The 4,210-nt window shown below is 59.5% G+C and carries 5 protein-coding genes and 1 rRNA gene; 3 read left to right on the top strand and 3 right to left on the bottom strand.

Translation table 11 applies throughout. The features are described 5' to 3' along the window. The 3 genes from rrf to D5687_RS10995 all read left to right on the top strand — a co-directional run. Nucleotides 1-86, top strand: a 5S ribosomal RNA gene (rrf, locus tag D5687_RS11005); the annotation flags it as partial. Between the two features lie 336 nt (nucleotides 87-422). Beyond that, nucleotides 423-701, top strand: a complete 279-nt coding sequence (locus D5687_RS11000) for a helix-hairpin-helix domain-containing protein (RefSeq protein ID WP_125199820.1) — start codon at nucleotides 423-425, stop codon at nucleotides 699-701. A gap of 338 nt (nucleotides 702-1,039) precedes the next feature. Further along, on the top strand, nucleotides 1,040-1,531 hold the full coding sequence (locus D5687_RS10995; protein WP_125199821.1) for a pilin: 492 nt from the start codon (nucleotides 1,040-1,042) through the stop codon (nucleotides 1,529-1,531). Nucleotides 1,532-2,063: 532 nt separating this feature from the next. On the opposite strand, the gene mtgA is transcribed toward D5687_RS10995, so the two are convergent. The 3 genes from mtgA to D5687_RS10980 all read right to left on the bottom strand — a co-directional run bounded on the left by mtgA (nucleotide 2,064) and on the right by D5687_RS10980 (nucleotide 3,581). Continuing rightward, nucleotides 2,064-2,786 (bottom strand): monofunctional biosynthetic peptidoglycan transglycosylase, encoded by a 723-nt coding sequence (mtgA, locus tag D5687_RS10990; RefSeq protein ID WP_125199819.1) that lies wholly within the window; start codon nucleotides 2,784-2,786, stop codon nucleotides 2,064-2,066. A gap of 287 nt (nucleotides 2,787-3,073) precedes the next feature. Continuing rightward, a complete protein-coding gene (locus tag D5687_RS10985; protein WP_125199818.1) occupies nucleotides 3,074-3,331 on the bottom strand; it encodes a Txe/YoeB family addiction module toxin in 258 nt (85 codons plus the stop codon). Next, complete coding sequence (locus tag D5687_RS10980; protein ID WP_125199817.1) at nucleotides 3,306-3,581, bottom strand: type II toxin-antitoxin system Phd/YefM family antitoxin; 276 nt, start codon at nucleotides 3,579-3,581, stop codon at nucleotides 3,306-3,308. Before D5687_RS10980 ends, D5687_RS10985 begins: the two co-directional genes overlap by 26 nt. Between the last annotated feature and the right edge of the window lie 629 nt (nucleotides 3,582-4,210).

Raw genomic sequence — 4,210 nt, 5'->3', positions numbered from 1 at the left:
GTTCCCATCCCGAACACAGCAGTGAAACGCCGCATCGCCGATGATAGTGTGGGGCTTCCCCATGTGAAAGTAGGTCAACGCCAGGCTCCCCATTTAGAGAAACCCCGTCGCAGCTCATGCTCGACGGGGTTTTTCTTTTGCGGCGTGCCTTTCTTCCTTTAATCGTGGCGGGCTGTCTCGCTCCTTCGGTCACGAAAGTCGGACCACCCGGCTACCCCAAGGCCCCGTAGGTTGGGCTTCACCCCAACACGTCAGGCCGACAGACGCACGCCATCCCAAGCGGAAAGCGGAGACCGGCAGACTTGTAGGCAAATTCCTACAAATCAAACCGAAAACTCCTACAGCATATTCGGAATATGCTGATGTTCACGAGGGAACTGCCCGCGTAAGGTACAACCATCCCACGTGTACAAGGAGGTAGGATGATGAAGGGACTCACCCATTCCGTACGCGCGGCCGCCATTGGCGCCGCGCTGTTGTTCACCGCTCCGGCGTTCGCCGCCGAGCCCCTGGATATCAACCAGGCATCGGCCGCCGAACTCGAGACCCTCAATGGTATCGGCCCGGTCTATGCCGAGCGCATCGTCGACTACCGCTCGGAGCAAGGACGCTTCGAATCGGTCGACCAGCTTGCCGACGTGCAGGGCATTGGTGAAAAGACCGTCGCGGCCATTGAGAACGAGGTCGCGATCGGCAAGTAAGGTGCTTCACACGGATGTGAGGTTAGAGCCCCGGCTAACGCCGGGGCTTTTTCGTACGGGGCTTTGCTGCGCGCTTCATGTTTAAATGTATGGCGGATGTCAACATTTGACACGTGCCAAGGATCGGTGAGCCATGAAATGACGTTTATACGCACTGGCGGTGCCGTGTTCAGGTGTCTTTGGCCACGCGAGTCGGGCTGTGGTGACCGATAGTCATCGGGTGGCCGCCATGAGGGCGCTAGCTGGCACGGGGTGTGCTTGGTATAAGATGCTTAGCGGGCCAGGAGGCCCGGTTGATCAACTCTCCAAAGGAGAATTCCCAAATGATGATGAAGCAAATGAACAAACAGGCTCAGAAGGGTTTCACCCTGATCGAGCTGATGATCGTGGTGGCGATCATCGGTATCCTTGCGGCGATCGCCATACCCGCGTATCAGGACTACACGATCCGAGCGAAGGCCTCGGAGGTGCTTTTGGCGATGTCTTCATGTCGCACGTCTGTAACTGAAGTTTTTCAGTCGGGTAATACACTGCCTGGCGCGAATGATGCTGCATGGGGCTGCACATTAGGTACCGACGCTGCCACTAAGTATGTTCAGGATCTCAGTGTTTCGGCTGCTGGGGTAATTACAGCTAAGGCCGCCGCTACCGGTTTGGGTGGCACCGCTGACGGTAAGGTTGTTTCCATGGCGCCTTCTAGCGATGGAGCCACATTTACGGCAGCGACCTCGGGTGAGAATGTTGCCGGGTGGCGTTGTGGCGCTACCGCCGATGGGACGGATATGCCTGTTAAATACCTGCCGTCGTCGTGCCGTGGTAACTACCCATAATGGAGCAGGTTTGTAAGCATACGCATTGAATGATAATGCTCACGCTTAAATTGGCCCGTCGGTCTCGACCGTCGGGCCTTTTCAATTTAAGGGGGGCGGTCAGACGTAATTAGGTTTGGCTCCATGTGTGTGTTCTGCACGCGGGCGAAATGAGCCGGGTGTTTCGGATTCAAGGCGTTCATGAGTACTCCATTTTTTCTCAGCACCACTTCGGTTCTGACCCGAAATCCGCGCGCATGGCGGTTTCCCCGCGGAAAAGGGGTCAGAAGTAATTAGCGGAAAAGGGGTCAGAAGTAATTAGAGCTGGTCGATGCGGCCGTCGCCACGGGTGCCAGCCAGGCGTTCTGGAACGTCTGACTGTGCTGGTGCCGCGTTGGCGGCTTGGGACTCGGTGATCGGCACTTTGATATTGAGTCGTGTGCGAGTGGGAGCGCGCGGAGTGCAACTCCGCGGTCCAAAGGTCCGCTGAGGTGCTTGTTTTTCTTCAGCTGGATGAATATTGCAGTCGGATCGGCGAGTTGTACTCGCCGTGTCACGGCGTTCTGGAGTACTCCATCCGGCCCAGCACCGCATCGGTCCTGACCTGCAATCCGCGTGCATTGCGGTTGTCCTGGTAGAAACGCGGGTTGGGCAGCATGGCGGCCAAGGTGGCGGCTTCGTGGCGGGTGAGCTGGCCGGCGGACTTGCCGTAGTAATGGTTGGCGGCCGCCTCGATGCCGTAGATCAGGTTGCCCCACTCGGCGTAGTTCAGATACAGCTCGAGAATCCGGCGCTTGCCCAGCACGCCTTCCAGCATCAGGGCGATCAGGGCTTCCTGGCCCTTGCGCCACAGGGATTGCTCCGCCGAGAGGAAGAGGTTCTTGGCCAGTTGCTGGGTGATCGTCGAGCCACCGGCGACGATTTCGCCGGCCTCGAGGTTGCGCTCCATGGCGTGACGTAATCCCACCAGGTCGATGCCCCAGTGGTCCATGAAGCGGTCGTCCTCGGAGGCGACGACGGCGCGGCGGGCGGCCGGGCTGATGGATTCATACGGCACGTAGATCTGCTGGGCGGTGATGTCGGGGCGGATGCCGCGGAGCAGTTCGAGACGCTCGCGCATGAAGGCGGTGGTCTCGGGGTTGTTGTCCCGCAAGTGCCAGACCTGCACGAAGAACCACAGATGGATCAGCAGGAAGGCGAGCAGCGCCAGCAGGATGATTCGCCAGATCCAGCGGCGGATGGGGCGGTTCTTTGCGGTTTTCTTGCGTTGGCTCATCGGTCTCGGCGGCGACTGGCAGGGAACCTCTGCACGAATAGTAATACCTCTTCGCGCGCCTGAGCCGGGCAAATGCAAGGCGACCGTCCGCCGCACAAGGGCGATTCCCCTTGTCAAGGGCGGCCGCCGCAGGTGCTCGGCTCAAGGCGCGCCCTGCGGGGCTTCCCGATTCGCCCGCCCTCGGCGTTGCGCTGTCTTGACGTGGCCGCCGGCACGCTGGCGACACCGCGCCTTGATGGCGACAACTCGGCAAGCCAGAGTGGCATTACTATTCGTGCAGAGGTTCCTTAGTAATGATAGCGGCAGGAAATGATGACGAGCATGCCGTCGTCGACGGCGTAGACGAGTCGGTTGCTTGAGTCGATGCGTCGGGACCAGTAGCCCGACAGGCTGCCTTTCAACGGTTCGGGCTTGCCTATGCCGTCAAATGGCGTGCGGAGCGTATCCCGGATGAGACCGTTGATGCGTTTCAAGGTCTTGCGATCCTGTGTTTGCCAGAACAGGTAGTCGTTCCAGGCTTCAATGGTCCAACTGATCTCGTTCATCTTCCATGATGCTCTGACGTTGAAGCTTGCCGGCCTTGTGCTGTTCAATCGAGCGACTCAGGTGCATGGCATTGGCTGGGGAGTCGAGCAGATGCACGGTCTCGAGAAGGGCGTTGTATTCCTTCAATGACATCAGCACGGCTTCCGGCGCATCGCGTCGGGTGATGATCGTGCAATCCATGTCGTCATTTACCCGATCGAGAATGGCTTTCAGTGACTTGCGGGCGTTGGAAAAGCTGATGGTTTCCATTGTTCATTCGCCTACCGCGTGAATAGTTGAGTACCATTGATGGTACACCACTGTGATGGGGCGGCCAAAGGGTGGGCAGGGGGCATGGCAGCGAGGGCCGTTATCCGACGTATAGCTGGGTTTGCCCTCGGATCGGCTACCTGCACTCACCGAGCTACGCCACCTTGCTGTGATCGTGGTCTCGGTTTCGGGCGTTTGTGACGTCGCTCGACTCCGTTTCTGCAACGGTGGCAACGCCCGAGGCACTTTCTATTGCTTGTCCAATAGAAAGTGCCCAAAGACAAGGACACCCCGGCGCCTTGGCCCTTCGGGCTTCCCTCGTCACCCCTGGGATGCGGCCGGGTCGGTTCGACGCGACCTCCTGTCGCGGCGAACCTCTGGGCGGCGTCCATGCCGCCCAGACCCTGCATCCCAGCGATGCCGAGGCAAGGCGCAGGGGCCCCGGGTGTGCCGAATTCAGTCGTGTGGTGGAAAGTCGGGCGTCTGGACAGCGGAAAGCTGGAGAGGCGCCAAGGCGGCCTTCGCGGGCAGGGCCCGCTGCCACGCTGGGGTTTACTTAACGCCGTCCTGGCCGGGGTAAGCGGATTAAATGGTTGATCTTACCTTTGCATGAGAGTGAGACAGACCGG

This window comes from Guyparkeria sp. SCN-R1, assembly GCF_003932495.1.
Lineage (GTDB): Bacteria > Pseudomonadota > Gammaproteobacteria > Halothiobacillales > Halothiobacillaceae > Guyparkeria.
Note: the sequence above shows the minus strand (reverse complement) of the source record. Positions and strands in the feature narration are given on the sequence as shown.